This window comes from Mesorhizobium sp. CC13, from assembly GCF_039907765.1.
GTDB lineage: Bacteria > Pseudomonadota > Alphaproteobacteria > Rhizobiales > Rhizobiaceae > Aminobacter.
The window spans coordinates 104,928-129,001 of sequence record NZ_JARDJI010000011.1; the positions used below are offsets into that span (position 1 = coordinate 104,928).

General features: G+C 67.2%; 24 protein-coding genes and 1 tRNA gene. 18 read left to right on the forward strand and 7 right to left on the reverse strand.

Annotated features, from left to right (window positions below; genetic code table 11):
* Positions 1–156 precede the first annotated feature (156 nt).
* The 3 genes from PV773_RS16055 to PV773_RS16065 all read left to right on the forward strand — a co-directional run bounded on the left by PV773_RS16055 (position 157) and on the right by PV773_RS16065 (position 2,849).
* A tRNA-Leu gene (locus PV773_RS16055) sits at positions 157–241 on the forward strand.
* A 157-nt stretch (positions 242–398) separates the two neighbouring features.
* Positions 399–1,103: a hypothetical protein gene (locus PV773_RS16060; RefSeq protein ID WP_347967311.1), complete on the forward strand. Its 705-nt coding sequence runs from the start codon at positions 399–401 to the stop codon at positions 1,101–1,103.
* A 114-nt stretch (positions 1,104–1,217) separates the two neighbouring features.
* Complete coding sequence (locus PV773_RS16065) at positions 1,218–2,849, forward strand: AMP-binding protein (protein WP_347967312.1); 1,632 nt, start codon at positions 1,218–1,220, stop codon at positions 2,847–2,849.
* Here the strand turns inward: PV773_RS16065 and PV773_RS16070 are convergent.
* Positions 2,846–4,129 (reverse strand): GNAT family N-acetyltransferase, encoded by a 1,284-nt coding sequence (locus PV773_RS16070; protein WP_347967313.1) that lies wholly within the window; start codon positions 4,127–4,129, stop codon positions 2,846–2,848. The two genes, PV773_RS16065 and PV773_RS16070, sit on opposite strands and share 4 nt — an antisense overlap.
* On the reverse strand, positions 4,129–5,535 hold the full coding sequence (locus PV773_RS16075; protein WP_347967314.1) for a lipopolysaccharide biosynthesis protein: 1,407 nt from the start codon (positions 5,533–5,535) through the stop codon (positions 4,129–4,131). The genes PV773_RS16070 and PV773_RS16075 overlap by 1 nt, the downstream gene beginning before the upstream one ends.
* A gap of 94 nt (positions 5,536–5,629) precedes the next feature.
* Between PV773_RS16075 and PV773_RS16080 the strand changes: the two genes are divergently transcribed.
* Positions 5,630–5,860: a helix-hairpin-helix domain-containing protein gene (locus PV773_RS16080; RefSeq protein ID WP_347967315.1), complete on the forward strand. Its 231-nt coding sequence runs from the start codon at positions 5,630–5,632 to the stop codon at positions 5,858–5,860.
* Positions 5,861–5,914: 54 nt separating this feature from the next.
* On the opposite strand, the gene secA is transcribed toward PV773_RS16080, so the two are convergent.
* Positions 5,915–8,638 carry a preprotein translocase subunit SecA gene (secA, locus tag PV773_RS16085; RefSeq protein WP_347967349.1) on the reverse strand — a complete coding sequence of 908 codons (2,724 nt, stop codon included), beginning with the start codon at positions 8,636–8,638 and terminating at the stop codon, positions 5,915–5,917.
* Positions 8,639–8,879: 241 nt separating this feature from the next.
* Here secA and PV773_RS16090 point away from each other — a divergent pair, with 241 nt between their 5' ends.
* Entirely contained in the window at positions 8,880–9,791 is a 912-nt protein-coding gene (locus PV773_RS16090) for a peptidylprolyl isomerase (protein ID WP_347967316.1), read from the forward strand.
* A gap of 183 nt (positions 9,792–9,974) precedes the next feature.
* Here PV773_RS16090 and PV773_RS16095 read toward each other — a convergent pair whose 3' ends face one another.
* The gene (locus tag PV773_RS16095) at positions 9,975–10,568 is read right to left on the reverse strand and encodes a TetR/AcrR family transcriptional regulator (protein ID WP_347967317.1); all 594 of its coding nucleotides are present in this window, start codon (positions 10,566–10,568) and stop codon (positions 9,975–9,977) included.
* 98 nt (positions 10,569–10,666) lie between these two features.
* On the opposite strand from PV773_RS16095, the gene PV773_RS16100 reads away from it, so the two are divergent.
* The 6 genes from PV773_RS16100 (at position 10,667) to PV773_RS16125 (ending at position 14,204) form a co-directional block, all read left to right on the forward strand.
* The gene (locus PV773_RS16100) at positions 10,667–10,900 is read left to right on the forward strand and encodes a hypothetical protein (RefSeq protein ID WP_347967318.1); all 234 of its coding nucleotides are present in this window, start codon (positions 10,667–10,669) and stop codon (positions 10,898–10,900) included.
* A gap of 106 nt (positions 10,901–11,006) precedes the next feature.
* On the forward strand, positions 11,007–12,248 hold the full coding sequence (argJ, locus tag PV773_RS16105; RefSeq protein WP_347967319.1) for a bifunctional glutamate N-acetyltransferase/amino-acid acetyltransferase ArgJ: 1,242 nt from the start codon (positions 11,007–11,009) through the stop codon (positions 12,246–12,248).
* Positions 12,249–12,255: 7 nt separating this feature from the next.
* The gene (locus PV773_RS16110; RefSeq protein ID WP_347967320.1) at positions 12,256–13,029 is read left to right on the forward strand and encodes a GNAT family N-acetyltransferase; all 774 of its coding nucleotides are present in this window, start codon (positions 12,256–12,258) and stop codon (positions 13,027–13,029) included.
* 1 nt (position 13,030) lies between these two features.
* Entirely contained in the window at positions 13,031–13,444 is a 414-nt protein-coding gene (locus tag PV773_RS16115; RefSeq protein ID WP_340040518.1) for a (deoxy)nucleoside triphosphate pyrophosphohydrolase, read from the forward strand.
* A 150-nt stretch (positions 13,445–13,594) separates the two neighbouring features.
* Positions 13,595–13,918 (forward strand): hypothetical protein, encoded by a 324-nt coding sequence (locus PV773_RS16120; RefSeq protein ID WP_347967321.1) that lies wholly within the window; start codon positions 13,595–13,597, stop codon positions 13,916–13,918.
* Positions 13,919–14,030: 112 nt separating this feature from the next.
* On the forward strand, positions 14,031–14,204 hold the full coding sequence (locus PV773_RS16125; RefSeq protein ID WP_347967322.1) for a Flp family type IVb pilin: 174 nt from the start codon (positions 14,031–14,033) through the stop codon (positions 14,202–14,204).
* 1 nt (position 14,205) lies between these two features.
* Here the strand turns inward: PV773_RS16125 and PV773_RS16130 are convergent, their stop codons facing one another.
* Positions 14,206–15,069 (reverse strand): methyltransferase domain-containing protein, encoded by an 864-nt coding sequence (locus tag PV773_RS16130; protein ID WP_347967323.1) that lies wholly within the window; start codon positions 15,067–15,069, stop codon positions 14,206–14,208.
* A 163-nt stretch (positions 15,070–15,232) separates the two neighbouring features.
* Here PV773_RS16130 and PV773_RS16135 point away from each other — a divergent pair, with 163 nt between their 5' ends.
* The 4 genes from PV773_RS16135 to PV773_RS16150 are packed head-to-tail and all read left to right on the forward strand — an operon-like array spanning position 15,233 to position 17,612.
* A complete protein-coding gene (locus PV773_RS16135; RefSeq protein WP_347967324.1) occupies positions 15,233–16,018 on the forward strand; it encodes a ComF family protein in 786 nt (261 codons plus the stop codon).
* A gap of 26 nt (positions 16,019–16,044) precedes the next feature.
* Positions 16,045–16,314 (forward strand): glutaredoxin 3, encoded by a 270-nt coding sequence (gene grxC, locus PV773_RS16140; RefSeq protein ID WP_347967325.1) that lies wholly within the window; start codon positions 16,045–16,047, stop codon positions 16,312–16,314.
* Between the two features lie 9 nt (positions 16,315–16,323).
* The gene (locus PV773_RS16145) at positions 16,324–17,190 is read left to right on the forward strand and encodes a carbon-nitrogen hydrolase family protein (RefSeq protein WP_347967326.1); all 867 of its coding nucleotides are present in this window, start codon (positions 16,324–16,326) and stop codon (positions 17,188–17,190) included.
* Positions 17,187–17,612, forward strand: a complete 426-nt coding sequence (locus PV773_RS16150) for a DUF1178 family protein (RefSeq protein ID WP_347967327.1) — start codon at positions 17,187–17,189, stop codon at positions 17,610–17,612. Before PV773_RS16145 ends, PV773_RS16150 begins: the two co-directional genes overlap by 4 nt.
* Positions 17,613–17,685: 73 nt before the next feature.
* Here PV773_RS16150 and PV773_RS16155 read toward each other — a convergent pair whose 3' ends face one another.
* Both PV773_RS16155 and ubiG read right to left on the reverse strand, forming a co-directional pair.
* Positions 17,686–18,033, reverse strand: a complete 348-nt coding sequence (locus PV773_RS16155; RefSeq protein ID WP_347967328.1) for an MmcQ/YjbR family DNA-binding protein — start codon at positions 18,031–18,033, stop codon at positions 17,686–17,688.
* Between the two features lie 80 nt (positions 18,034–18,113).
* Positions 18,114–18,860: a bifunctional 2-polyprenyl-6-hydroxyphenol methylase/3-demethylubiquinol 3-O-methyltransferase UbiG gene (ubiG, locus tag PV773_RS16160; protein WP_347967329.1), complete on the reverse strand. Its 747-nt coding sequence runs from the start codon at positions 18,858–18,860 to the stop codon at positions 18,114–18,116.
* 433 nt (positions 18,861–19,293) lie between these two features.
* Between ubiG and PV773_RS16165 the strand changes: the two genes are divergently transcribed.
* From PV773_RS16165 to prfA, 3 genes are all read left to right on the forward strand, one after another.
* On the forward strand, positions 19,294–20,568 hold the full coding sequence (locus PV773_RS16165) for an aspartate kinase (RefSeq protein WP_340040505.1): 1,275 nt from the start codon (positions 19,294–19,296) through the stop codon (positions 20,566–20,568).
* Between the two features lie 79 nt (positions 20,569–20,647).
* A complete protein-coding gene (gene ptsP / locus PV773_RS16170; protein ID WP_347967350.1) occupies positions 20,648–22,921 on the forward strand; it encodes a phosphoenolpyruvate--protein phosphotransferase in 2,274 nt (757 codons plus the stop codon).
* Positions 22,918–23,997 carry a peptide chain release factor 1 gene (gene prfA, locus PV773_RS16175; RefSeq protein ID WP_347967330.1) on the forward strand — a complete coding sequence of 360 codons (1,080 nt, stop codon included), beginning with the start codon at positions 22,918–22,920 and terminating at the stop codon, positions 23,995–23,997. Before ptsP ends, prfA begins: the two co-directional genes overlap by 4 nt.
* Positions 23,998–24,074 lie beyond the last annotated feature (77 nt).

The window sequence follows — 24,074 nt, forward strand, 5'->3', positions numbered from 1 at the left end:
GTGTAGGCAGAAATGTCGCGCTGCACAATGCCGCCGCCATTCACGAATGTGAAACACGCCAGGCGTGCACGATCAGTCGCACAATCGCGTACGGAGACGGTTGACGGACGGGCCGCGGACCGTATAGTCCGCCTCCGTTCTGCCCGCTCGCGGCAGGCCCCTATGGCGGAATTGGTAGACGCGCTCGACTCAAAATCGAGTTCCGCAAGGAGTGCTGGTTCGATCCCGGCTAGGGGCACCATTCCCTTTCGAAAGGGTCGTTGTTTGCTTTCACCGCACCGGTGCCGGATGCCGCGTCGGCAAGCGGCTCGAGTAGATCACGTGTCCAGATTGACTTGGCACGATCAGACAAGCTCCCTAGGATGGGTTTATTGCCGGCAAGCCAAAGAGAATTACAATTGTCTACTGATAAAGCACTTCAATCGTTCAATTTCCTGAATTTCCGTTTCTTGCTTTTCTGGGTTTTGATGGCTGGGATCGGTGTGAGCGTGCTCTCCGGGGCATCGATGTCCGTGGGCACTGCCAGGGCGTTGTTGAAGGAGAATGGCCCGGTAGAAGTCGCGAGTGCGGTGCTGCACTTCGTGGTCGCGGCGGCTGCGGCGGGCCTGTGGTTTCGCCGCGGCGGGCTGGCCGGGCCGATCGCGGTAGCCGCGCTGCTCCTGGGCGCGCGTGAACTGGACTGGCATCACGCCTTCACCACGTTCGGGCTGTTCAACGTTCGCCAATATATCAGGCCGGAAGTTTCGCTTGTCGAGAAACTGGCCAGCGCCGGCGTCATAGCCCTCATCTGCACGATCCTGGTGGTTTCGCTGACGAGGTCGAAAGACCACATCAAGGACCTGGTGGTTCGCCGGCCACCCGCAGCCTACGGCGCGGTCGTGCTTCTGGCCTACTTGCCGACCCTCAAGGTCCTCGACGCCATTCCCCGGTGGTTCCGGCAGGCCGGGAGCGCCCTTTCCGAAACGGGCGTGAAATTTTCCCGGGCTCTCGAAGAGATCAACGAAATGTGGTTGCCGGTGCTGGTGCTGCTGTTCCTGTTGCAGCTGTATCATCCCTCGCCGAAGATCGAGCCGACGCCAAGCCTGAATGGCACGCCCGGCTGAGACAGGTCCTTGACGTCGCCCGGGAGCGGGGCTACCCGACAAAGCCTGTTCACGGTGCCTGGCGTCATGAGGGCCGGCACCATTCCACTCGCGGAGGAGCGGAGACGACGGTCCATGCTCGAACGGCGCGACAGCTACGACGCCCTCTATCGCGACTTCCGCTGGAACATCCCGCATAAATTCAACATCGGCACGGCCGTGTCCGACCGCTGGGCGGCAGTCGATCCCGACCGCACCGCGCTTTTCGAATACCGGGCCGAGGGCGAGGCCGAGACGCTGTCCTTCGGCGAACTCGCCCGGCGCTCCAACGCCTTCGCCCATGCGCTCAGGGCTCGCGGCGTGCGTCGCGGCGACCGCGTCGCACTGCTCCTGCCGCAGAGCTTCGAGACGGCCATCGCCCATGTCGCCATCTACAAGCTCGGCGCCATCGCGGTGCCCTTGGCGCTGCTGTTCGGCGTCGAGGCGCTAGAATATAGGCTGCAGACCGCGGGCGTGCGCGCGATCGTCACCAATGCCGCCGGCTTCGCCAAGGTCGGCCAGGTCAGCGGCCGCCTGCCGGAGCTCGAGACCATCGTGGTGGTCGGCAGCGGCGGCGCCGACGACTTCCAGCGCCTCGTCGCTGGCCATTCGCCAGTGTTTTCGGCCGAGCCGACCGGCCCCGACGATCCGGCGATGATGATCTTCACCTCCGGCACCACCGGACCGCCCAAGGGCGCGCTGCACGGCCACCGCGTGCTGCTCGGCCACCTGCCGGGCATCCAGATGGCGCAGGAGTTCATGCCTGAGCCGGGCGACCTGATGTGGACGCCGGCCGACTGGGCCTGGGCCGGGGGCCTGCTCAACCTGCTCTTGCCCGGGCTCTATTTCGGCCTTCCGGTGGTGGCCGGCCGCTTCGACAAGTTCGATCCGGAGGCGGCGCTGGTGCTCGTCGAGAAGATGGGCGTGCGCAACGCCTTCATCCCGCCCACGGCGCTGCGCATGCTCAAGGTCGTCCCCGACATCGGCAAGCGCTTCCGGCTGTCGCTGCGCAGCATCGGCTCGGCCGGCGAATCGCTCGGCCGCGAAACCTACGACTGGGCGGCCGCCCAGCTCGGGCTGACGGTGAACGAGTTCTACGGCCAGACCGAATGCAACGCCGTGCTCGCCTCCTCGGCCGGGATCGGCGTCAGCCGGGGAGGGGCCATCGGCAAGGCCGTGCCCGGCCATCGCGTCGCCATCATCGACGGCGAGGGCCGCCGCGTGCCCGTGGGCGAGCCGGGCCAGATCGCCATTGCCCGGCCCAATCCGGTGATGTTCCTAGAATACTGGCAGAACCCAGAGGCGACCGAGAAGAAGTTCATCGGCGAGTGGATGACCACCGGCGACCAGGGCATCGAGGACAAGGACGGCTACGTCACCTTCTTCGGCCGCGACGACGACGTCATCACCTCGGCCGGCTTCCGCATCGGCCCCGGCGAGATCGAGGACTGCCTCACCGGCCACCCGGCGGTGGCGCTGGCCGCCGCCGTCGGCAAGCCCGATCCGCTGCGCACCGAGATCGTCAAGGCCTATGTGGTGCTCAAGGACGGCGTCGTGGCCGATGCCGCGCTCGCCGAGGAGATCAAGCTCTGGGTGCGGGAGCGGCTTTCGGCGCACGAATATCCGCGCGAGGTCGAATTCGTCGATTCCATGCCGCTGACCACCACCGGCAAGGTCATCCGCCGCATCTTCCGCGAGCGGGCGAAGCGAGAGGCAAGGTCGGCCTAGCGCTTTCCGAGCAGGCTACGCATCCGGTCGCGCAGCTTGACCGCCAGTTTTCGCGTCTCCCGGTAGAGATGCAGCTGCGAGGCGGCCTGCCGCGTGGCGCGGTCGGCATCGGGTGTCAGCCCGACCACGATGGTCCCGAACGGCTTGCGTTCGCTCCACATGCGCCCGACCATCGGATGGTCCGGCACCGCGCAGGAATCCGTCGTCACGATGTTGGGGTCCTCGAGGTGGCGCGCGGTGACGTCCATCATCAGCAGCGCGCCGGGCGAGAACCGAGACAGGCTCTCGTCATAGGCGGTCTTCCAGGTATAGGCGACGCCGGCTTCGACGAAGACCACCAGGCTGGCCACGGTGCGGCCGTCGAGGGTCAGCGAATGGATCCGACACAGGTCCTGCTCGGCCATGCGGTGCACCGCCTCGCGGGCGAAGGCCGCGCGGTAGCGATCGATCACCATGGCGGTGCGCTTGCGGCCCTTCCAGCCCGAGGCCTCGAGCGTCAGGAACTGCTCGATGGCATGGCGCACCTCGTCCTGGCTGCGGGCCACCCTGTGTTCGACCGCGCCCTGCTCGGCGAGCCGCCGGCCGAGGCGCTTGAACTCGCCATGGTGCCGGCCGCCCAGCGCCGCCTTGAGATAGTCCTCGCCGTCCATCTCGCTTTCGAGGAAGGGGCGTTCGAAGCGGCCGGTCGTCTCGATCGGCAGGCCGCGCGCCTCGGCCACCAAGCCCAGCATACGGGCGACTGCGCCGTCGAGGCGCATGTCGGGCATCACGAAGACGCGCGGCAGCTTGAGACGGGGCCGCGCCAGCATGGCGAAGAAGTCCTCGATCACGCCCGCGGGGTCGTCGCGGTCGACGAGCGGCATGCCGAGCGGGCCGAACGGGCTCGACCAGGTCCGCATCACCGGCACGCCGAGGGGCACGGCCGGTCCCTCGATGGAATAGGGTACGAGCAGGCGCAGCCTGTTGCGGTATTCGGTGCCGTCGCGGATGACGGCAAGCCGCACCTCGCGGTCCTCCAGCCGGGGCATGGCGGGGGCGAGGAAACGCGGATTGAAGAAGACGTTGGGCTCGATGGTGCGGGTGCACAGATGGTCGAGCTCCTCGACCAGGTCGAAGCCGGCAGAGGCGGGGTAGATCGCCAGCCGCCGCTGCGGCCGCTCGGAGGAGACCAGTTCGAGCTGCGCCTGGTCGGCGGCGTGTCCCGGCGCGTCGGCGAGGCCCGCGATCATCGAGCCGGCAGGCCCGCCGCTGACCTCCTCGAGAAGGGGGACCGCCACCATCACGCAACCTCCCTGCCGCGCATGGGCACGAACACCAGCATGACGATGCCGAGCCTGCGCCACACGGTGAAGGCCAGCGCGCTGGCCTCGAAGATCATCGCCGCCGAGGTGGCGATGGCCGCGCCCCACAGGCCGAGGCTAGGGATCAGCGCCACGTTGATGGCGATGTTCAGGGCCAGGGTCATGGCGTAGACGAGGGCGCAGACGTTCTGGTTGCCGCTCATGGTGAGCAGGCTCTCGCAGGGGCCGACCGCCGAGCGCGCCACCACCGCCGCCACCAGCAGGAACAGCAGCGGATAGCCGGCGTCGAAGCCGGGCCCGAACAGCATCAGCAGCGGTTCGCCCAGGATGAGCACCGCGACGCCCATCAGAAGCGACGGCCAGAAGGTCCAGGACACCGTCTCGTGGGCGAAGGCGGCCAGCTTGTCGGGCTCGCCATGGGCGAAGCGGGCGTAGCGCTGGGCCACGCCCGCCTTGACGGCGAAGTAGACGAAATGCACCAGCGCCAGCGTCTTCACGGCGGCGAAATAGACCGCCACCCGGTCGGGGTCCATGTAGAAGCCGACCATCAGCACGTCGGCGTTGGTGAGCAGGAAAAAGAAGCTCTCGACCAGGAAGATCGGCAGCGAGATCTTCAGCCAGTAGCCGAGGCGGACGGTGCGCGGGCCGGGGGCAACGCGCCGTTCGGCGCGCGCGGGAATGCTGACGAGCTGGCCGAGCGTGGTGGCATAGGTGGCGGCGATTGACGCCAGCACCGCCGTTTCGGCCGTCGCCGGCAGGCCCGAGGCAAGTGCCGCCGCCATGAAGGCCAGGATCAGCACCGGCCGGATGATGTAGGCCGGCAGCAGCGCCGAATAGGCCCAGCTGTTGGCCCTTGCCTGCCCCTGCAGCAAGTCGGACAGCGCTATCATCGGCAGGCAGGACATGCCGAGGAAGAACGGCGCGACGTAGTAGGGCTCGATCGTGGCCGAGGCCAGCCAGACGCCGGCGGCGCCGAGGGCCGCGATTGCGGTCGAGGCAAACAGCACCAGCATGCGGCTGGCGCGGAGTATTCCGCGCAGCTCGGCGAACATGCCCTTCTCGCGGTATTCGGGGATGAATCGGATGACCGAGGTGTGGAAGCCGAGGCACGACAGGCTGCCGGCGATCACCATGGCGACCCAGACCAGCACGAAGATGCCGTATTCGAAGCTGCCCATCCAGCGGGCCAGGAGCACCTGGCTGACGAAGGCGATCGCGGCGCTGACGATGCGGACGGCGAAGGCGAACAGCGACATGCGCCCGGCCTCGCCGCGCTCGTCGGTGCTGAACAGCGCGGCGTCGATCCGGCGCAGCGCCGGCATGGCGCGCGTGGCGATCGGCCCCGGCAGCAGGCGCTCGGCTGTCGTCGCTGCGGAAAAGCGCAACGCAAACTCCATCTTCCGCAATATTCCCGCTCAGGCTCTACTGGAGAGCGATTAAGAAACGGTTGGATGGCATGTGTATCGCGGGGAGGAACCGGTGATCACGGAAGAAGAACGCAAGTCGATGCTCAGGGCGCCTTCGATCGGTCCGACGATGATCCGCTATCTCGAGGAGATCGGCATCGAGCGGCTCGCCGACCTGCGCGGCGCCGATCCGGACGAGATCGCCATGCGCATGAACATCGCGCTCGGGCGACGACACATCAATTCGCTCGGCGTCGCCGCATTGCGCAATCTCATCGCGCTGGCCGAGCGCGAGGCGCCCTGAACGTGAAAAGGCCCGGCACGAGGCCGGGCCCTTTCGCATTGGTGGCTCTGCCGGTCAGGCGAAGGCGCCGTGGCAGTGCTTGTATTTCTTGCCCGAGCCGCAGGGGCAGGGCTCGTTGCGGCCGATGCGGCCCCAGGTCGAGGGATCGCTGGGGTCGCGGTCTTCCTCGGCCACCACGCGCGCGTCCTGCAGCACGGCGACCGAACCCTCGCCGAAATCGTCCTCGCCGGTGGTGCCGTCGATGTGGTGGCCGTGCATTTCCGGCGCCTGCGGCGGCGGCGCATCAGCCGCCTGGCGGACGAGCTCGACGCGCATCAGCTGCGCCGTCACCGCCTGGCGGAGATTGGCCAGCATGGCCTGGAACAGCTCGAAGGCCTCGCCCTTGTATTCGTTGAGCGGGTCGCGCTGGGCGTAGCCGCGGAAACCGACGACAGAGCGCAGGTGGTCGAGATTGACCAGGTGCTCGCGCCACAGGTGGTCGAGGGTCTGGAGCACGACCGAGCGCTCGACATAGGTCATGACGTCGGGGCCGAAGCGCTCGGCGCGGTCGGCCGCCGCCTGGTCGGTCGCCGCGGTGATGCGCTCGCGGATGTCTTCCTCGGCGATGCCCTCTTCCTTCGCCCACTCGGCGATCGGCAGGTCGAGGTTGAGGTACTGGATGACGTCTTCCTTGAGGCCGTTGACGTCCCACTGCTCGGCATAGGCGGTTTCCGGGATGTGCTTGCCGACCAGGTCCTCGATCACGTCCTGGCGCATCTCGGCGACGGTCTCGGACAGGCTCTGGGCGTCCATCAGCTCGATGCGCTGCTCGAACACCACCTTGCGCTGGTCGTTCTGCACGTCGTCGTATTTGAGCAGGTTCTTGCGGATGTCGAAGTTGCGCGCCTCGACCTTCTTCTGCGCCTTCTCCAGCGCCTTGTTGATCCAGGGGTGGATGATGGCCTCGTCTTCCTTGAGGCCGAGCTTCTGCAGCATGCCGTCCATGCGCTCGGAGCCGAAGATGCGCATCAGGTCGTCCTGCAGCGACAGGAAGAACTTCGAGCGGCCCGGGTCGCCCTGGCGTCCCGAGCGGCCGCGCAGCTGGTTGTCGATGCGGCGGCTTTCGTGGCGTTCGGTGGCGAGGACGTAGAGGCCGCCGGCGGCAAGCGCCTTTTCCTTGAGGCGGGCGACGTCCTCGCGGATCGCCTTTTCCCTGGCGTCGCGCTCGGGTCCGGCCGGCGTGTCGGCCAGTTCCTCGGCGATGCGCATGTCGGCGTTGCCGCCGAGCTGGATGTCGGTGCCGCGGCCGGCCATGTTGGTGGCGATGGTGATGGCGCCCGGCTTGCCGGCCTGGGCGACGATCGCCGCCTCGCGCTCGTGGTGGCGGGCGTTCAGCACTTCGAAGTTCTTGAAGCCGTCCTTGCGCAGGCGCTCGGCGAGCTGCTCGGACTTCTCGATCGAGGTGGTGCCGACCAGCGTCGGCTGGCCCTTGGCGTTGGCTTCCTTGATCTCGCGGACGATCGCCTTGTACTTCTCCTCGACCGTCCGGTAGACCTCGTCGTCCTCGTCGAGGCGCTTGACCGGCAGGTTGGTCGGAACCTCGGTGACGTCGAGATTGTAGATGTTGCCGAATTCCTCGGCTTCCGTCAGCGCCGTGCCGGTCATGCCGGCGAGCTTTTCGTACATGCGGAAGTAGTTCTGGAAGGTGACCGAGGCCAGCGTCTGGTTTTCCGGCTGGATCGCCACGTGCTCCTTGGCTTCGAGCGCCTGGTGCAGGCCCTCGGAGAAGCGGCGGCCCGGCATCATGCGGCCGGTGAACTCGTCGATGATGACGATCTCGCCGTCCTTGACGATGTAGTCCTTGTCCTTCTGGAACAGGCGATGGGCCTTGAGCGCGTTGTTGACGTGGTGGACCATGGCGACGTTCTCGACGTCGTAGAGCGACTCGCCCTTCAGCAGGCCCGCCTCGCGCAGCATGTTCTCCATCTTCTCGGTGCCCTCTTCGGTGAAGATGGCGGTCTTCTGCTTCTCGTCGACCTCGTAGTCGGAGGGGACGAGATGGAGAAGGAAGGCGTCGACCGTGTTGTACATTTCCGAGCGGTCCTCGAGCGGACCGGAAATGATCAGCGGCGTGCGCGCCTCGTCGACCAGGATCGAATCGACCTCGTCGACGATGGCGAAGTTGTGGCCGCGCTGCACCATCTGGGCGCGCTCATACTTCATGTTGTCGCGCAGGTAGTCGAAGCCGAGCTCGTTGTTGGTGGCGTAGGTGATGTCGCAGGCATAGGCCGCGCGGCGCTCCTCGTCGGACAGGCCGTGCACGATGATGCCCACCGAAAGGCCGAGGAACTTGTAGAGACGGCCCATCCATTCGGCGTCGCGCTTGGCGAGATAGTCGTTGACGGTGACGACATGCACGCCCTTGCCGCTCAGCGCGTTGAGGTAGACGGGCAGGGTGGCCACCAGCGTCTTGCCTTCGCCGGTGCGCATCTCGGCGATGCCGCGGCCGTGCAGCACCATGCCGCCGATCAGCTGGACGTCGAAGGGGCGCAGGCCGAGCGCGCGCTTGGCGCCTTCGCGAACCGTGGCGAAGGCCGGGATCAAGAGGTCGTCGAGGCTCTTGCCGTCGGCGAGTTCCTGGCGGAATTCCGCGGTCCTGGCACGCAGCTGTTCGTCCGACAGTCCCTGCAGTTCCTTTTCGAGAGCATTGATCGCTTCCACTCGGGGCCGGGTCGATTTGACGCGGCGGTCGTTGGAGGAACCGAAAATCTTACGGGCGATGCCGCCGAGACTGACCATCAAGTGGCCCTTTCAATCCGAATGAAGCCGACTGCCCGCCGGCCGAACCTGCCGAGGGGTGAGGCGGGGGCAGGTGCAACGCGAAAAGCGCCCGGAAAACGGTTCTGGACGCGAGGACGTTGGACAGATAAGAGGGGGCACAACTTATGTCAACGCTGCCGAGAGCGAGCAACAGGCGCCAAATTCCGCCACATTCGCGTTGATTGGAAGTGCGGTCGTTCCCCTCTACCGGAGAGTATTTATGTCATTTTCGATCCGTAGCGCCTCGCTTGCCCGTCTCGGGCTGGCGGCGAGCCTTATTGCGTTGACTGCCTTTCCCCTCGCGGCGCAGGAAGCCGCTCCCGCTGCACCGGCCGCCGCGGCGGCCGCTCCGGTAGACCCGACCAAGGTCGTTGCGACCGTCAACGGCCAGGACATCACCGAGGCCGACATCACGCTGGCCGAATCCGATCTCGGCGCCCAGTTCGGCCGCCTGCCCCCGGAACAGCGCCGCGCCGCCGCGCTGTCGTCGATCATCGAGATCCGTCTGCTCGCCGCCCAGGCCGCGGAGAAGGGTCTCGACAAGGACGCCGAGTTCCAGCGCCGCATGGCCTTCCTCACCCAGCGCGCCCTGCACGGCGAGATGGTCGAGAAGGAAGTGGCCGGCAAGCTGACCGATGCCGACATCCGCGCCCGCTACGACAAGGAGATCGCAGCCCAGCCGCCGGTCAACGAGGTCCACGCCCGCCACATCCTGGTCAAGACCAAGGAAGAGGCCGAGGCGATCATCAAGAAGCTGGACGGCGGCGAGGACTTCCAGAAGCTCGCCAATGAGAACACGACCGATCCGAGCGGCAAGAACAGCGGCGGCGACCTCGGCTATTTCGGCCCGGGCCAGATGGTGCCGGAATTCGAGAAGGCGGCGCTGGCGCTCGAAGTCGGCAAGTACACCAAGGAGCCGGTGCAGACCCAGTTCGGCTGGCACGTCATCAGGGTCGAGGACAAGCGCGCCCAGCAGCCGCCGGCCTTCGATCAGGTGAAGGAAGAGGTCAGGTCGCTGCTGATCCGCGAGAAGTACATCGAGCTGGTCAAGGGCATCCGCGGCGCGGCCAAGGTCGACATCGCCGATCCGGAGCTCAAGAAGGCGATAGAGGCGATCGAGGCCTCCAAGTAAGCCTGGCGATCTTCAGCCGACCCTCTCGGCCGTTGCCGCTCATCCCGGCCCTTCGATAGACTCAGGATGGGATGAGGGGCGGCGCGAACCGGTCAAGGTCGAGGGCGCTGGTAGGCCTTCAACGGTAAGATTTCCCAGCGAACGGGCGGTGTCGGTCGACGCCGCCCTTTTTGTTTGCCGATTTCACGCCTTGATGCCGTCGACGATCATGCAAACCGCCCGCCGCAGCGTCGCGTCGTCCTCGTCCAGCCGGCCGGTGAGCAGGTGCACCCAGGCATAGGAGGCGACCATGTCGGCGACCTGCTCGGGGTCGACGCTGTCCGCCACCTCGCCGCGCGCCTTCGCCCGCTCGACCAGCTTGCCGGTGCGCGCCCGACGTCCTGCGGCGTAGCCGGCCAGCGCCTCGGCGGCGGCCGGGTCCGCCTGCGCCTCGGCCAGCAGCGACCGGAAGATGCCGCCCGACGGCGTCTGGCGCCAGTGGACGAAGAGGCTTTGCACGAAGCGGAACAGGTCTTCCTCGATGTTGCCGGTGTCGGGATAGTCGACGTCGCGCTTCTGGCGCTGGTACACATCGAGCAGAAGCGCCGCCTTGCTCGGCCACCAGCGATAGATCGTCGGCTTGCCCGCGCGGGCACGGCGCGCCACGGCCTCGATCGAGAAGCCGGCATGGCCGTTCTCGACCAGCACGGCCTCGGCCGCCTCGAGGATCGCCTCCGAGCTCTCGAGGCTGCGCCTGGCGCCCACCGATCTCCGTGCCGCTTCCGTTTCCGCGTTCATCTCTTTCTCCGTCTTCGCCCGACCATACATCACCTCTTGACGAAACGAAACGGACCGTTTTATATAACGAAACGTTTCGTTCCGATGGAGATTGAAAAATGACAGCTTCCGCAACCCGCTTCTCCCGTCCGCGCTTCGCCCTCATGGTCATGCTCGGCGTCTATCCGCTGATCACCGGGCTCCTCTACCTCGTCATGCCGCTGACAGAGGGCTGGTCCACCTGGCAGCGCACGCTGGTGATCGTGCCGATCATGGTCGGCATGATGGTCTGGGGCCTGATCCCGGGCGTCCAGCGCCTGTTCCGCGGCTTCCTCAATCCGGCGGTGAATTGAGGGCGTGGCCCACGTCTTCGTGAGGCGAAACGCCTTGCGAAGCCTCGCGCTATCGGGCAAACGGTGCCGACCTTAACCGTTTTCCCGAGCCCGCAGAGGTTCCCTGATGTCGACCGCCGTTTCCCCGCTCGCACCGAAGAAGTACCCCAAGATGCCCGCCATCGAAGGCGTGCGCATCGCCACCGCCGAGGCGGGCATCAAGTACAAGGGCCGCACCGACGTTCTGGCCATGGTGTTCGACGCGGGAACCGCCGCCGCCGGCGTCTTCACCCGCTCCAAGTGCCCCTCTGCGCCGGTCGATTTCTGCCGCCAGAACCTTTCGGGCGGCAAGGCGCGCATCCTGGTGGTCAATTCCGGCAACGCCAATGCCTTCACCGGCAAGAAGGGCCGCGAGACCACCTCGATGACCGGCGAGGCCGCTTCCAAGGCGGCCGGCTGCACGTCGAACGAGGTGTTCCTCGCCTCCACCGGCGTGATCGGCGAACCGCTCGACGCCGGCAAGTTCAGCCATCTGCTGTCCGGCATGGTCAAGGACGCCAGGCCCGACCAGTGGACCGAGGCCGCCAAGGCGATCATGACCACCGACACCTATCCCAAGGTGGTCACCGCGACCGTCAAGCTCGGCGACACTGATGTCATCATCAACGGCATCGCCAAGGGCGCCGGCATGATCGCGCCCGACATGGCGACCATGCTCTCCTTCGTCGCCACCGACGCGCCGATCGCTCCCGAGGTGCTGCAGGACATGCTGTCGCGCGGCACCGCCAAGACCTTCAATGCGGTCACCGTCGACAGCGACACCTCGACCTCCGACACGCTGATGCTGTTCGCCACCGGTGCGGCGGCCAGGCGCGGCGCGCCCAGGATCACCGACCCCAAGGACGCGCGCCTCGGCGCCTTCCGCCGGGCGCTCAACAAGATGCTGAAGTCGCTCGCCGTCCAGGTGGTGCGCGACGGCGAGGGCGCGCGCAAGCAGATCGAGGTCACCGTCACCGGCGCCAGGTCGGCGCGTTCGGCCAAGCGCATCGCGCTGTCGATCGCCAATTCGCCGCTGGTCAAGACCGCGGTCGCCGGCGAGGACGCCAACTGGGGCCGCGTCGTCATGGCCGTCGGCAAGGCCGGCGAGCCGGCCGACCGCGACCTCCTGTCGATCTGGTTCGGCGACAACCGCCTCGCCCACAATGGCGAGCGCGACCCGAACTATTCGGAGGCGGCGACGTCGGCCTACATGAAGCGCGACAGCATCGTCATCCGCGCCGACATCGGCGTTGGTCGCGGCAAGGCCACGGTGTGGACCTGCGACCTGACCAAGGAATATGTTGCCATCAACGGCGACTACCGGAGCTGACGGTCACGTGAACCAGAACTATCCGTCGCACAAGCTCGCGACCGTCCGGCGCTACGAGGCGGCGGGCTTTCGCGCATGGCCGGCGGCGGCCGTCCACTATGACGGCACCTGGCTCGTCCGGTTGACCGCCGGCCACCCGGCCAAGCGGCTGAACTCGGTCAATCCGCTCGACCCGGCCGACGTGCGCAACATCCCCGACCGCATCGCCCGCGCCAACCGGCGCTTCGAGGCCTATGGCCGGCCGCTCACCTTCCGCATGTCGCCGCTGTCCGGCCCGGCGATCGCCGCCCATCTCGACCGCGAGCGCTGGAACGTCTTCTCGGAGTCGCTGGTCATGCGCCTGTCGCTCGACGACGGCGTCGTGGAGCACGCCATGGACCAGATCCCGCTCAAGGACATCGGCCGCTTCGTCAGCGCCTCGATGGCCGTGCACGGGCTGGACCCGTCGCTGCGTCCGGGCCTTTCGGAGATCATCGGCGCCATCCAGCCCGAAGCGGGCCTGTTCATCCTCGAGCAGGACGAGCAGCCGGTGACCACCGCCATCTGCGTCCACGACAACGACCTCGCCGGCCTGTTCGAGATCGCTACGACCGAGGCCGAGCGCGGCAAGGGCTTTGGCCGCCGGCTGATCCTGTCGTCGCTCAAATGGGCGCGTCTTCGCGGCGCGCGTCAGGCCTGGCTGCAGGTCGAGGCAGGCAACGAGGATGCACTGCGCCTCTATCGCAAGATGGGCTTCAAGGAAGTCTACCGCTACCACTATCGCCGTCCGCCGGAGGCCTGATTTGACCGACCAGGGAAAACGACTGCTGCTGGTGGCGGCCTGCGCGCTGGTGGACGCCGACGGCCGCGTGCTGCTCGCCCAGCGGCCCGAGGGCAAGCAGCTGGCCGGGCTGTGGGAATTTCCCGGCGGCAAGGTCGAGCCGGGGGAGACGCCGGAAGAGACCATCGTGCGCGAACTGCGCGAGGAGATCGGCGTCGAAACCAAGATCGCCTGTCTCGCCCCGCTCACCTTCGCCAGCCACACCTACGAGAGCTTCCATCTTTTGATGCCGCTCTATGTCTGCCGCCGCTTCTGGGGTACGCCCGAGCCGAAGGAAGGGCAGGCGCTGAAGTGGGTGCGCCCGAAGCAGATGCGCGAATACCCCATGCCGCCCGCGGACGAGCCGCTGATCCCCTTCCTCATCGATCTGCTCTGAAAAGTTGATCCTGCGCATCGTACTTGCCGAAAATCGCATCGATTTTCAGGGGCGATGCGCCGGGCCAGCGTTAAGGCAAAGTTTATCCAATCGTGAAATGTTGAACTGCCGCCGGCTGCCTCGGCGTGCGTCGACACGAATTCGCGGGGGATGCTGCCTGTGCAGGCCGACAAGGAGTGGGACCTCATCCGGCCCGAACGCCAGTCCTCGGCAAGCCGGGCGCGCGCGGGCATCCTGCGGGTCACCCTGCTGTTCGGCCTGGTTGCGGTGGCGCTCGCCCTGATCGTCACGCCCATGCTCGAGCAGCGCATCCGCCCGCAGATCGGCCAGCTGCGCTTCGACGGGCTCGACTACACCGCCACGGGTTCCATTCGCCGCAACGTCGGCTACACCGTGCGCCGCAGCGTGCTGCAGGGGTCGCCGCAATCGGTCTGCATCATCCGCGACAACGGCCTGCGCAGCGGCGCGTGCTGAACGTTCGGGCGTGGCGGCCGCAGGCTTCATCGCCCGTTAATGCTAAGCCGTTAACCTTTCTTAATCTGTGGCCGCTACGGTCTGATACCAACATGACGGGTGGACGCGACCGATGATCTGGCGATTCCTGAAGGACGAAAGCGGTGCCACGGCCATTGAATATGGCTTGATCGCGACGCTGATCGCCGTGGCGATCGTCGGCGGCTTTTCGCAGCTGGCCAGTCAGCTCCAGACGCTCTGGGGCGACAACAACAGCGACATCCAGCAGGGCCTGAACAGGAACTAGGCTACTTCTTGCCGAGCACCTTGGCGAGCGACACCTGCGCGGAGCCGGGCTTGAGCGGTTTCTGCTGCGAGGGGTCCGGCGCCCAGCCCGACAGCCACACGAACGAGAAGCTCGCGCGCACCCGCCCGTCCGGGTCGGAGAAGCGTTCCGCATAGATCTCCGCCGCGCGCTGGAACAGCCGCCGCGTCGCCGGCTTTTTCGAGCGGTCGGCGAGCGCCGAGGTCGCGCCCATGGCTCTCAGGTCGGCCAGAAGCCCGAACATGGTATCGTAGCGCACCGTCACCGTCTCGACGTCCGCCACGGGCAGGGCGAAGCCAGCCCGCTGCAACAGCGCGCCGGCGTCGCGCACGTCGGTGAACGGGATGACGCGCGGGCTGGCGCCGCCGCTGATTTCGGTCTCCGCCGCCAGCAGGCTCTCGCGCAGCTCCACGAGCGTGCCCGTACCGGCCATGACGGCGAGGAACAGCCCGTCGGGCCTGAGCGCGCGCCTGATCTGGATCAGCTGGCCCGGGATGTCGTTGGCCTCCTGCAGCGAAAGCAGCGATACGGCGAGGTCGATGCTCGCCGGCTCCAGCGCGACCGTGTCGACGTCGGAGACGATGCCGGGGCCGCCGCCGAGGAAGGCCGCATCTGCCTCCACCCGAACCACCTCGGCCGCCTTGCCGCTGGCAGCCAGGACCGTCGCCGCCGCCGGGCTGTGGCAGAAGATCGCCGCCGCCCGCTCGAACCTGCGATCGACCGTCGCCAGCCGTTCGGCCAGGTCGTCGGCCGCCCGCGTCATCAGGAAATCCGCGCCCGGCACGTTCCGCATCAGCGCGCGGCGGCGATGCGCGGTCACGAGGCTGGCGTCGAAGATCGCTTGCACGTCCAAATTTCCTTTCGCCGGGTTTCTGCTATCGTCGCCCGGCCTGGAGCGCCGCGCGCCCTCTCGGACGCGCAAAGGACGCTCCGGCACTTTGAATTTTCGCATCGTGCCTTGCGAAAATCGATTCCGATCGTCGCAAGGCAGAATGCGGTGGGAAACCCTCGTGGCCGATCCGATGCCGGAGATCAAGAGCCTCGTCCATGCCGTCGCCGCCTGGCCGGCGCGGATGCTGTTCCCGCCGGCCTGTGCCGGCTGCCGACGCCAGCTGGCCCAGCCCGGCGCGCTGTGCGGCGCCTGCTGGTCCGGGCTGCGTTTCATCGAGAAGCCGTGGTGCGAGGTGATGGGCACTCCCTTCAGCCACGATTTCGGGCCCGGCTTCCTGTCGGCAGAGGCGATCGCCAGCCCGCCGCCTTTCGCCCGCGCCCGCGCCGCCGTCGTCTATTCCGGCGTCGCCCGCCGCATGGTCCAGGGCCTCAAGTTCCAAGACCGCACCGATCTCGCGCCCTGGATGGCACGCTGGATGCTGCGCGCCGGCGCCGAGCTCGTCGCCGAGGCGGAGGTGGTCGTGCCGGTGCCGCTGCACTGGCGGCGCTTCCTGTGGCGGCAGTTCAACCAGTCTGCCGAACTCGCCCGCAACGTGGCGTCGCTCTCCGGCCTGCCTTTCGCGCCCGGCGCGGTGCGGCGCGTCAGGCGCACGCGCCAGCAGGTCGGCCTCGGCCAGCGCCAACGCGCCGAGAACGTCCGCGCCGCCTTCGCGGTGCCGCCGCGGGACGGAGATGCCATCCGCGGCCGGCGCGTGCTCGTCATCGACGACGTCTACACCACTGGTGCGACTGTTGCGGCGGTGACGCGGGCGCTGAGGAAGGGTGGGGCAGGTGCCGTCGACGTACTTACCTTCGCGCGCGTCCTGCCTGGGGACTTCCGGCCCGACGATACGGACACTATATAGTCGGCCAGGGACAACAGGTTTTCATCATGGTCGACGTCACTATCTATACCCGCATGATGTGCGGTTACTGCGCCGCTGCAAAGCGCCTTCTCGAACGCAAGGGCGTTGCATTCACCGAACATGACGCTAGCTTCTCGCCCGAACTTCGGCAGGAAATGGTGACGCGCGCCAAGGGCCGGGCAACCTTCCCGCAGATTTTCGTGGGCAGCGTGCATGTCGGCGGTTGCGACGACCTGCACGATCTCGACGCGCAGGGCCGCCTCGACGGCCTGTTGGCAACCGGTTCGCTAGGGTGAGGACGAGCGATGGCGATTTTCAAGGCGGCAGCGGTGCAGATGCGCTCGGGCAAGGAGCCTGAGCGCAACGTCCGTGATTTCGAGGCGCTGGTGCGCGAGGCCGCCGGCCAGGGTGCGACCTACGTCCAGACCCCGGAGATGACCGGCGCCATCGTCGGCGACAAGGATGCCCGCGCGACAGCCTTCACGACCGAGGACAAGGACCTCGTCGTCGCCTCGGGCCGCAGGCTGGCCGCCGAGCTCGGCATCCACCTCCATGTCGGCTCTACCGCGATCGTGCGCGCCGACGGCAAGCTCGCCAATCGCGCCTTCCTGTTCGGACCCGACGGGGCGACGCTCGCCACCTACGACAAGATCCACATGTTCGACGTCGATCTCGACAATGGCGAGAGCTGGCGCGAATCCTCGGCCTACGAGCCGGGCACCGAGGCCGTCGTCGCCGATACGGCGCTCGGCAGGCTCGGCTTCGCCATCTGCTACGACCTGCGCTTCCCGCAGCTGTTCCGCGCCGAGGCGCTGGCCGGCGCCGAGGTGCTGACCGTCCCCGCAGCCTTCACCCGCCAGACCGGCCTCGCCCACTGGCACGTACTGCTGCGTGCGCGGGCCATCGAAAACGGCGCCTTCGTCGTCGCTTCCGCCCAGGGCGGCAGGCACGAGGACGGCCGCGAGACCTTCGGCCACTCGCTGATCATCGATCCGTGGGGCCGCATCCTGGCCGAGGCCGCCAACGACGAGCCCGGCGTCATCGTGGCCGAGATCGACACCCGCCATTCCGCCGATGCGCGCAAGAAGATCCCCAATCTCAAGAACGCGCGCGCCTTCGAGGTTTCGCTGCGCAAGCCGGGCGAGGGGGCTCTCAGGGGAGCCGCATCTTGATCCGCTTTTCCCTTCATTGCGACAACGCGCACGACTTCGAAGGGTGGTTCCGCAGCAACGACGACTTCGACACCCAGCGCAAGCGCGGCTTCGTCGAATGCCCCGAATGCGGTTCGCAGAAGGTCGAGAAGGCGCTGATGGCGCCGGCCGTGTCGACCTCGCGCAAGCAGGAAAAGATCGCGCTCGCCATGGGTGAACAGCAGCGCCGGGCGATGGCGGCGCTGAAGGACCTGTCCGAGAAGGTGCGGCAGAATGCCGAGGACGTCGGCGACAAGTTCGCCGAGGAAGCCCGCAAGATCCACTTCGGCGAGGCCGAAGCCCGCGGCATCTACGGTGCTGCCACCCTCGACGAGGCCAAGGGGCTGGCCGAAGACGGCATCGACTTCATGCCCCTGCCGGTGTTTCCGGACGACCGGAACTGAACGTCTCAGTAGCCCTCATCGTGAGCCTGTCGAACCACGAGGGCGCTAGGGGCGCCAGGGCCGACTAACTACCTCACCCATCGCCCGCCGCCAGATCGAACGCCTTGCGCAATGTGATCGGCGCCGTGTTGCGCCAGGCCGTCAGCAGCGCGCTCCTCAGCGTCGCCGCGTCGGCGGTGGCGAGCATCACCCGGGTCCAGCCCTGCTTGCCCCAGCCGCCGTTCACCGGCAGAAACACCGCCGGCTCGCTGCCGGCCATCATTTCCTGCTGGTCGCGCGTCAGCTTGACCACGGCGTTGCCGTCCTCCGGCAGCGTCGCGAAGACACGGTCGCGGACGCGGAAATCGGGCTTGCCGAAATGCGATTTCTCGGTCGCGCCGGGCAGTTCCAGGGCGATCCGTCTGACATCCTCGGGTGTCATGGCCAAGCCTCCTCGATCCCCTCATGGTGGGAGATCGAGGCGGGCGATGCAAGCACGCGTGGCCCGTGGACCGGGCGGCGTCAGGCGGCCTTTTCGGCCAGCACCATGTAGTTGACGTCCATGTCTCGCGATTTCTGCCAGCGGTCGGCCAGCGGATTGTAGATCACGCCGGTACGGTCGATGGTGGCGAGGCCCGCGCCGGTGAGCGCCTTGTCGAGCTCTTCGGGCCGCACCAGCTTGCCGTACTGGTGGGTGCCGCGCGGCAGCCAGCGGAGCACATATTCGGCGCCGACGATGGCCAGCCCCAGCGCCTTGAAGGTGCGGTTGATGGTGGCCACGAACATGATGCCGCCGGGCTTCACCATCTCGCCGCACTTCTTCACGAACAGCTCGACGTCGGCGACGTGCTCGACCACTTCCATGTTGAGGATGACGTCGAATTTTTCGCCCGCGTCGGCCAAATCCTCGGCGGTGGTGGCGCGGTAGTCCACGCTCACGCCCGCCTCCGCCGCATGCAGCTTTGCCACCTCGATGTTGGTCGCCGAGGCGTCGGCGCCCACCACTTCGGCGCCGAGACGGGACATCGGCTCGCACAGCAGCCCGCCGCCGCAGCCGATGTCGAGGAAGCGCAGCCCCTCGAACGGCCGCGCCGCATGGGTGTCGCGGCCGAAGCGCTGGGCCACCTGGTCGCGGATATAGCCCAGCCGGACCGGATTGAACTTGTGCAGCGGGCGGAACTTGCCGTTCGGGTTCCACCATTCGGCGGCGAGCTTCGAAAACCGCTCGACTTCTCCGGCATCGATGGTCGATGGGCGGGGATCTGGCATCAGTGTGGTCTCCTTCGAGCAGAAGCAAGTCGGGTCTGGGGTCGGGATTGTCAAGGCACGTTTTTGGCACCGGTGGGCGGGCCCGCAGCGGCGGAGCCGCCGACGGATCGCCCGTCGGCGGTGCGCATACGCAGGTTTCTGGTGTTCCGTTCGCCAGGCCGTGACCGCGATCGATGCGTGCGACAAGTCGATGCCGGCGGGGCTATCGCCTGCGCCGCCTGGCAGCCGCCGGTCTCGGCCACCGGCTTTTCGGCGGCCGTCGGTCGCATGCCGGCAAATCGGGCGCGGTGATTTGTCTGGCCGGGCGTCCTTGCGGAAGGCGCCCGTTTTGGATATGGAGGCCGCGCATTCGGCACCGCGCCAACCGGCGGTGTTTTCAACCATTTTCCGGTCTTTCGCGAGGCCGGCGCACAGGCAAGGGCTTTTCGCTTCCATGGCGCGCATCGTGATGAAGTTCGGCGGAACGTCCGTCGCCGACCTTGACCGCATCCATAACGTGGCGCGGCACGTCAAACGCGAGGTCGATGCCGGCCATGAGGTCGCCGTCGTCGTCTCGGCCATGTCGGGCAAGACCAACGAACTCGTCGGCTGGGTCCAGGGCATGCCCAAGGCCACCGGCGCGAACAGCCCGTTCTTCGACGCGCGCGAATACGATGCCATCGTGGCGTCCGGCGAGCAGGTGACGTCGGGCCTTCTGGCGATCGCGCTGCAGTCGATCGGCGTCAATGCCCGCTCCTGGCAGGGCTGGCAGATCCCGATCAAGACCGACGGGGCGCATGGCGCCGCGCGCATCCTCGACATCGACGGCTCGTTCCTGATCAAGCGCTTCCAGGAAGGCCAGGTCGCGGTCGTCGCCGGCTTCCAGGGCATCGCTCCCGACAACCGCATCGCCACCCTCGGCCGCGGCGGTTCCGACACCAGTGCCGTGGCCATCGCGGCGGCGGTGAAGGCCGACCGCTGCGACATCTACACCGATGTCGACGGCGTCTATACGACCGACCCGCGCATCGAGCCCAAGGCCCGGCGCCTGTCCAAGATCTCCTTCGAGGAAATGCTTGAAATGGCGTCGCTCGGCGCCAAGGTTCTGCAGGTGCGTTCGGTCGAACTCGCCATGGTGCACAAGGTGCGCACCTTCGTGCGTTCTTCATTCGAGGATCCGGATGCGCCCGGCATGGGCGATTTCCTCAACCCGCCTGGTACTCTCATTTGTGACGAGGATGAAATCGTGGAACAGCAGGTCGTTACCGGTATCGCCTACGCCAAGGACGAGGCCCAGGTCTCGCTGCGCCGCGTCGCCGACAGGCCGGGCGTGGCAGGCGGCATCTTCGGGCCGCTCGCCGAAGCCAACATCAATGTCGACATGATCGTCCAGAACATCTCCGAGGACGGCAAGTTCACCGACATGACCTTCACCGTACCCTCGGGCGACGTGAACAAGGCGCTGGCCGTGCTCGAGAAGATCCGCCCCGACATCGGCTTCGACGCCGTCCAGCACGACGAGGGCATGTCCAAGGTGTCGGTCATCGGCGTCGGCATGCGCAGCCACGCGGGCGTTGCCGCCACGGCCTTCCAGGCGCTGGCCTCCAAGGGCATCAATATCCGCGCCATCACCACGTCGGAGATCAAGATTTCGATATTGATCGACGGTCCGTATACCGAACTTGCCGTTCGGACTTTGCATTCCGTCTACGGTCTCGATAAGCAGTAGTATAAGGAATCGAGCGTCACCGCGTTGCCGGCGTGCAGCATGTGCCGCGCCGGTTCCAAAGCATTGGAGACGGTGAATGATGCGTGACATGGCCGCAGGGCCTCGCGTACTTCTGAAACGGCTCCGCGAATTGATGGCGGAGCCCCTCGAACCGCAGGAGCGGCTCGACAGGATCGTGCGCGACATCGCCGCCAACATGGTGGCCGAGGTCTGCTCGCTCTATGTGCTTCGCGCCGACTCCGTCCTCGAACTCTACGCCACCGTCGGTCTGAACCCCAACGCGGTCCACCTCGCCCAGCTGCGCCTCGGCCAGGGCCTTGTCGGCACGATCGCGGCGAGCGCGCGCGCGCTCAACCTGTCCAATGCCCAGGAACACCCCGCCTTCGCCTACCTGCCGGAGACGGGCGAGGAGATCTACCATTCCTTCCTCGGCGTGCCGGTCTTGAGGGCAGGGCGCACCCTCGGCGTGCTCGTCGTCCAGAACAAGACCATGCGCCACTACCGCGACGACGAGGTCGAGGCGCTCGAGACCACCGCCATGGTCATCGCCGAGATGATCGCCTCCGGCGACATCGCAAGGCTGAGCCGTCCCGGCCTCGAGCTCGACCTCACCCGTCCGGCCTCGTTCACCGGCAATTCCTTCAACGAGGGCGTCGGCCTCGGCCATGTCGTGCTGCACGAGCCGCGCATCGTCGTCACCAACCTGTTCAACGAGGACAGCGACGAGGAGATGCGCCGGCTCGAGGATTCGCTCGGCTCGCTTCGGCTCTCCATCGACGACATGCTGTCGCGCCGCGACGTCGCCTTCGAGGGCGAGCACCGCGAGGTTCTCGAAGCCTACCGGATGTTCGCCAACGACCGCGGCTGGGTGCGCCGCCTCGAGGAGGCGATCCGCAACGGCCTGACCGCCGAGGCCGCGGTCGAGAAGGTGCAGAGCGACATGCGCGCGCGCATGCTGCATATGACCGATCCCTACCTGCGCGAGCGGATGAGCGATTTCGACGATCTCGCCAACCGGCTGCTGCGCCAGCTGATGGGCCGCGGCCCCGAGACCATCGCAGCCTCGCTGCCCAAGGACGCCATCATCGTCGCCCGCTCGATGGGCGCTGCCGAGCTGCTCGACTATCCGCGCGACCGGCTGCGCGGCCTGGTGCTGGAGGACGGCGCGCCGACCAGCCACGTCGTCATCGTGGCGCGCGCCATGGGCATTCCCGTCGCCGGCCAGATGAAGGGCGCGGTCTCCATGTCGGAGAACGGCGACCCGATCATCGTCGACGGCGACGAGGGCACGATCCACCTCCGGCCCCAGCCCGACCTCGAGGCGGCGTATGCCGAGAAGGTGCGCTTCCGCGCCCGCCGGCAGGAGCTTTACCGCGAGCTGCGCAAGAAGCCGTCCGAGAGCGCCGACGGCGTCAAGGTCGATCTTTTGATGAACGCCGGCCTCGCCGTCGACCTGCCGCAGCTTGCCGAGGCGGGTGCCGCCGGCATCGGCCTGTTCCGCACCGAGCTGCAGTTCATGGTGGCCTCCACCTTCCCGCGCGCCGAGGCGCAGGAGAAGCTCTACCGCGACGTGCTCGACACGGCCAAGGGCCGTCCCGTCACCTTCCGCACCATCGACATCGGCGGCGACAAGGTGCTGCCCTACTTCAAGGGCTCGGTGCAGGAGGAGGAGAACCCCGCGCTCGGCTGGCGCGCCATCCGCCTCACCCTCGACCGTCCGGGCCTGCTGCGCACCCAGATCCGCGCGCTGCTCAAGGCCGCCGGCGGGCGCGAGCTCAAGGTCATGCTGCCGATGGTCACCGAACTCGCCGAGATCGCCCAGGCGCGCGAGATCATCGACCGCGAGGTGCGGCATCTGTCGCGCTTCGCCCACCACCTGCCGACCAGCCTCAAGCTCGGCGCCATGATCGAGGTGCCGTCGCTGCTCTGGCAGCTCGACGAGCTGATGCAGGCGGTCGACTTCGTCTCGGTCGGGTCCAACGACCTGTTCCAGTTCGTCATGGCCGCCGACCGCGGCAACACTCAGCTCGCCGACCGCTTCGACCCGCTGTCGGTGCCGTTCCTGCGCGTGCTCAAGCAGATCGCCGATGCCGGCGCGCGCAACCACACGCCCGTCACGCTGTGCGGCGAACTCGCCGGCAAGCCGATCTCGGCCATGGCGCTGATCGGCGTCGGCTACCGCTCCATCTCCATGTCGCCGGCCTCCATCGGCCCGGTCAAGGCGATGCTCACCGAACTCCCCGTCGGGGAACTCAAGTCCTTCCTCGACGACAACCTTTCCGGCCCTGCGGCCAGCCTGCCGATGCGCGCGCTGCTTCAGGCCTTTGCGGACGACCGTTCCATACCCCTATGATTTCCCTGCCCCGCGACCGAATGGACCAAGTCGTCAAGCGCTTCGACATGCTCGAAGCGCAGATGGCGGCCGGCCCCGACCCCGACGCCTACGTCAAGATGGCGTCCGAATATTCCGACATCCAGGATCTCGTCGGCAAGATCCGCGCCCTGCGCGGCGCCGAGCAGGAGCTGGCCGACCTCGACGCCATGCTCGGCGACAAGGGCACCGACGCCGAGATGCGCGCGTTGGCCGAAATGGACAAGCCCGAGGTCGAGGACCGCATCGAAGGGCTGCAGCACGAGATCCAGATATTGCTGCTGCCCAAGGACGCCGCCGACGAAAAGAACGCCATCCTCGAAATCCGCGCCGGCACCGGCGGCGACGAGGCCGCGCTGTTCGCCGGCGACCTGTTTCGCATGTACGAGCGCTACGCCGCCTCGCGCGGCTGGCGCTTCGAGGTGGTTTCCGCCAGCGACGGCGATGCCGGCGGCTTCAAGGAAATCATTGCCGGCGTCTCGGGCAAGGGCGTGTTCGCGCATCTCAAGTTCGAATCGGGAGTGCACCGGGTCCAGCGCGTGCCGGCGACCGAGGCCAGCGGCCGCATCCACACCTCCGCCGCCACGGTCGCCGTGCTGCCGGAGGCCGAGGAGGTCGACATCGAGATCCGCGCCGAGGACATCCGCATCGACACCATGCGCGCCTCGGGCTCGGGCGGCCAGCACGTCAACACCACCGATTCGGCGGTGCGCATCACGCACCTGCCCACAGGCATCATGGTGGTGCAGGCGGAGAAGTCGCAGCACCAGAACCGGGCACGCGCCATGCAGATCCTGCGCGCCCGCCTCTTCGACATGGAACGCAGCCGCGCCGACGAGGAGCGCTCCTCGTCGCGCAAGTCGCAGGTCGGGTCGGGCGACCGTTCCGAGCGCATCCGCACCTACAATTTCCCGCAAGGCCGCCTCACCGACCACCGCATCAACCTGACGCTCTACAAGCTCGACCGGGTCATGATGGGCGAACTCGACGAAGTCGTCGACGCACTGATCGCCGACCACCAGTCGAAGCTGCTGGCGGACATGGGCACGGATGCCTGAGGCCGAGGGCGGGGTAATGCGCCTGCGTCAGTGTACCCCCACCCCTGACCCCTCCCCACAGGGGGGAGGGGAACTTC

What these genes read in the sequence shown, in the direction of transcription:
- PV773_RS16065 (WP_347967312.1), top strand. Translation starts at nt 1,218, where the DNA reads ATGCTCGAACGGCGCGACAGCTACGACGCCCTCTATCGCGACTTCCGC.
- PV773_RS16070 (WP_347967313.1), bottom strand. Translation starts at nt 4,129, where the DNA reads ATGGTGGCGGTCCCCCTTCTCGAGGAGGTCAGCGGCGGGCCTGCCGGC.
- secA (WP_347967349.1), bottom strand. Translation starts at nt 8,638, where the DNA reads ATGGTCAGTCTCGGCGGCATCGCCCGTAAGATTTTCGGTTCCTCCAAC.
- PV773_RS16090 (WP_347967316.1), top strand. Translation starts at nt 8,880, where the DNA reads ATGTCATTTTCGATCCGTAGCGCCTCGCTTGCCCGTCTCGGGCTGGCG.
- PV773_RS16095 (WP_347967317.1), bottom strand. Translation starts at nt 10,568, where the DNA reads ATGAACGCGGAAACGGAAGCGGCACGGAGATCGGTGGGCGCCAGGCGC.
- PV773_RS16100 (WP_347967318.1), top strand. Translation starts at nt 10,667, where the DNA reads ATGACAGCTTCCGCAACCCGCTTCTCCCGTCCGCGCTTCGCCCTCATG.
- argJ (WP_347967319.1), top strand. Translation starts at nt 11,007, where the DNA reads ATGTCGACCGCCGTTTCCCCGCTCGCACCGAAGAAGTACCCCAAGATG.
- PV773_RS16120 (WP_347967321.1), top strand. Translation starts at nt 13,595, where the DNA reads ATGCTGCCTGTGCAGGCCGACAAGGAGTGGGACCTCATCCGGCCCGAA.
- PV773_RS16125 (WP_347967322.1), top strand. Translation starts at nt 14,031, where the DNA reads ATGATCTGGCGATTCCTGAAGGACGAAAGCGGTGCCACGGCCATTGAA.
- grxC (WP_347967325.1), top strand. Translation starts at nt 16,045, where the DNA reads ATGGTCGACGTCACTATCTATACCCGCATGATGTGCGGTTACTGCGCC.
- PV773_RS16145 (WP_347967326.1), top strand. Translation starts at nt 16,324, where the DNA reads ATGGCGATTTTCAAGGCGGCAGCGGTGCAGATGCGCTCGGGCAAGGAG.
- PV773_RS16155 (WP_347967328.1), bottom strand. Translation starts at nt 18,033, where the DNA reads ATGACACCCGAGGATGTCAGACGGATCGCCCTGGAACTGCCCGGCGCG.
- ubiG (WP_347967329.1), bottom strand. Translation starts at nt 18,860, where the DNA reads ATGCCAGATCCCCGCCCATCGACCATCGATGCCGGAGAAGTCGAGCGG.
- PV773_RS16165 (WP_340040505.1), top strand. Translation starts at nt 19,294, where the DNA reads ATGGCGCGCATCGTGATGAAGTTCGGCGGAACGTCCGTCGCCGACCTT.
- ptsP (WP_347967350.1), top strand. Translation starts at nt 20,648, where the DNA reads ATGCGTGACATGGCCGCAGGGCCTCGCGTACTTCTGAAACGGCTCCGC.
- prfA (WP_347967330.1), top strand. Translation starts at nt 22,918, where the DNA reads ATGATTTCCCTGCCCCGCGACCGAATGGACCAAGTCGTCAAGCGCTTC.